The following is a 3,239-nucleotide window of genomic DNA, read 5'->3' on the forward strand; positions in this document are numbered from 1 at the left end:
GTGAGGGCTGGTTGATCCACGCGGCGGTGGGCAGTTTCGGTGGTGCCGGCCGGCGGCGGCCGAAGCGGTCGGGGTGGGTCGCGTACGCGGCGTCGAGGGTGACCTGTCGCTGGGCGCGGACCTCTCTCGCGGTGCCGTAGTGGACCGAGGCCGGAGTGTGCAGCCCGATCCCGGCGTGGCGGTGCTCGTGGTTGTAGTAGCCGAAGAACGTCTCGCAGAAGGCTCTGGCGTCGGCCAGGGACCCGAACTCGCCAGGGAAGACCGGGGCGTACTTCAACGTCTTGAACGCGGCCTCGCTGTAGGGGTTGTCGTTGGACACGTGCGGGCGGGAGTGCGAACGGGTCACGCTCAGGTCGACGAGCAGCTGTGCCACGGGTTTGGAGGTCATCGAGGTACCCCGGTCCGCGTGGACCACGTCGGGGATCCCATGCACACCCATCGCCTCCTCGAGCATGCTCTTGGCGAGGACCGAGTCCTCGTAGGCGGCGACGGTCCACGCGACGACGTAGCGGGAGAAGATGTCGATCACGACGTACAGGTGGTAGTACACCCCACGCTCGGGTCCGCGGAGCTTGGTGATGTCCCAGGACCACACCTGCCCGGGCCGGGTCGCTACGAGCTCGGGTTTGACCCGGGGCGGGTGGGTGGCCTGGGCGCGGCGCTCACCCGCGGCGTCGTTCGTGCGCAGGATCCGGTGCATCGTGGAGCGCGAGCACAGGTAGGTGCCCTCGTCCAGCAGCGTCGCCCAGGTCTGGGCCACGGACTTGTCGATGAACCGGTCGCTGGTCAACACCGACAGCACCTCACGCCGTTCGGCGTCAGTGAGCGCGTTGGGTGGGGCCGGCCGCTGCGCCCGGTCCCGAACTGGGCGAGGGGCTTTGGCGCGGTAGTGGCTGCCTCGTGCCCGTCCCAGCAGCGCGCACGCGGCTTTCACGCCGGTGTGCACGGCGAGCTCGTCCACGAGCGGGGTGATCACCGCGGCGACCGCTTGGTCGGCTCCGCGCTCTCGGAGAGAGTCTCCAAGAGCGCGTGTGCTTTTCCCACCAGGTCCAGCGCCGCCCGGGTCCTAGCCAGCTCGGCCTCGGCCCGCTCCGCCCGGGCCGTCAGCGCCGCAATCTCCGCGTCCCGCCGGTCCCGCCCGACCGGGCCCAGCCCCGCCCGCGCACCAGCCTCAGCAGCTCGGCGCCACTCCACGATGTGCGAGGAGTACAACCCCTCCCGTCGCAGGACCGCACCCCGCGCCCCATGCTCGGCAGCGTCGTACTCGGCCAGGATCCGCGCCTTGTACTCCGCCGTGAACACCCGCCGCTTGGGCCGGTCACCTCGAGGTCCCATGACCCCATCATCAACGGCCCCATCAGCCAAAGTCATCGTCATCAGCTACTACTCGCTTCTCACCCCGTGCAAGGGAAGGAACTCAGTCGTTGTGTCTCACCACAGCCTGACGCACAGGGTGGCCAACCTGGCGGTAAGGGGAGGCACGGGTCGATCCGCTCACGCGGACTCGAGAAGGATCAGGAAGTAGACCCCGGCCTCACGCCAGCGCACTTCTTGACCACATGTGGAGGGGGAAGCGGTGTCGCTCACGACTTGGAAGCAGACTCTGGCCGGGGCCAGCATCTGTGCGATGGCCATCATGGCGACCGCTGTTCCTTCCGCAGCGTCGGTCGCAAACACTGCGCCGGTGAACCGCCCCGGCATGTCGGGAGACTCCAAACCTTGGGAAGGTTGGAGTCATGTCTGGGAACACGTCGAAGAGGTACCCGCCTGAGCTGAAGTCGCGGGCGGTGCGCATGTTCGAGGAGATCCGCCAGGATCACGCCACGGACTGGGAGGCGATGGGCAAGGTCGCCCAGCTGCTGGGGGTGAGCACCGCAGAGACCGTCCGTAAGTGGGTGCGCCAGGCCCAGGTCGACCAAGGCGCCCGTCCTGGCGTCACCAGCGAGGAGTCGGCCGAGGTCAAGCGGTTGAAACGAGAGAACGCCGAGCTGCGGCGGGCAAACTCGATCCTGAAGGCTGCGGCGGCTTTCTTCGGAGCCGAGCTCGACCGGCCCTCCCGTTGATCGTGGAGTTCATCCGCGAGCACGCCGACCGCCGTGAGGAGCGCGACAACGGTGGCCTGCGTTGGGGTGTCGAGCCGATCTGCACCGTGCTGACCGAGCACGGGCTGCCGATCGCCCCGTCGACGTACTACGCACACGTGAACCGGCCAGCCACCGCGCGGGAGCATCGGGATGCGGTGCTGCTCAACGAGATCCGCCGCGTCCACGCCGGCAACTACGGCGTGTACGGGGCGCGCAAGGTGTGGCTCCAGCTCAACCGCGAGGGTATTGCGGTGGCACGGTGCACGGTCGAGCGGCTGATGCGCGAGGACGGCCTTACCGGCGCGGTCCGGGGCAAGGTCAAGCGCACCACGATCGCTGACCCAGCCGGCCCGCGGGCGCGTGACCTGGTCCGGCGCGACTTCGCCCCGCTGGCTCCAGACCGGCTCTGGGTCGCCGACATCACCTACGTCTCGACGTGGAGCGGGTGGGTGTATGTCGCGTTCGTCATCGACGCCTACGCCCGACGGATCATCGGCTGGCGGTGCGGCTCGAGCATGTCCACCCAGCTGGTCCTGGACGCCCTCGAACAGGCCGTCTGGACGCGCGAACGCGAGGGTCGTTCGCTGGAATCGGTTGTGGCGCACACGGATCGAGGGTCGCAGTACACCGCGATCCGGTACACCGAACGCCTCGCCGAGGCGAACATCGCCGCCTCGGTCGGCTCCGTCGGCTCGTCCTACGACAACGCTCTGGCCGAGTCGATCAACGGGCTGTACAAGACCGAGCTGATCAAACCACGCGGGCCATGGCGCACCCTGGACACCGTCGAGATCGCGACCGCCGAGTGGGTCGACTGGTTCAACCATCGCCGGCTCTACGAGTACTGCGGTGACATCCCACCGGCCGACCTCGAGATCGCCTACTACGCTCAAACACGAGCCCAGCAGGAACTGGAGCTCTCAAACCACTGAGTCTCCCGACTCACCGGGGCGGTTCACCGGAGCCTCAGACGTTTGCCGAGGTGAGCAGCGATTGCGCGCTGGCAACGAAGGTGACAATCGTGATGGACAGTAGCCCCAAGCGCGCCCAAGGCTTCGATTCGGCGACCCGCCGACTCACCAACGCTCCCGTGATCAACGGAAGCGACTGCCGAAGCAGGCAGGGCAAGGACATCACCACGGCAGCGGTAGCCTT

General features: G+C 68.0%; 2 protein-coding genes. One reads left to right on the plus strand and one right to left on the minus strand.

Annotated elements, in window-relative coordinates; genetic code table 11:
- A protein-coding gene (locus tag PLL68_RS13360) for an IS3 family transposase (protein WP_502910713.1) occupies positions 1-1,335 on the minus strand; the annotation gives its coding sequence in 2 pieces (ribosomal slippage) (positions 1-1,015 and positions 1,018-1,335; 1,333 coding nt annotated over the 2 pieces). This gene is flagged as partial in the annotation.
- Between the two features lie 401 nt (positions 1,336-1,736).
- Here PLL68_RS13360 and PLL68_RS13365 point away from each other — a divergent pair.
- Positions 1,737-3,016 (plus strand): IS3 family transposase gene (locus tag PLL68_RS13365; RefSeq protein ID WP_324534879.1). Its coding sequence is split into 2 segments (ribosomal slippage): positions 1,737-2,025 and positions 2,025-3,016, totalling 1,281 coding nucleotides; the frame shifts between segments, so codons are not numbered across the junction.
- Positions 3,017-3,239: the final 223 nt, after the last annotated feature.

Origin of the sequence: Ornithinibacter sp. (assembly GCF_035443565.1) — a bacterium.
In the GTDB taxonomy this organism is placed as follows: domain Bacteria; phylum Actinomycetota; class Actinomycetes; order Actinomycetales; family Dermatophilaceae; genus Fodinibacter.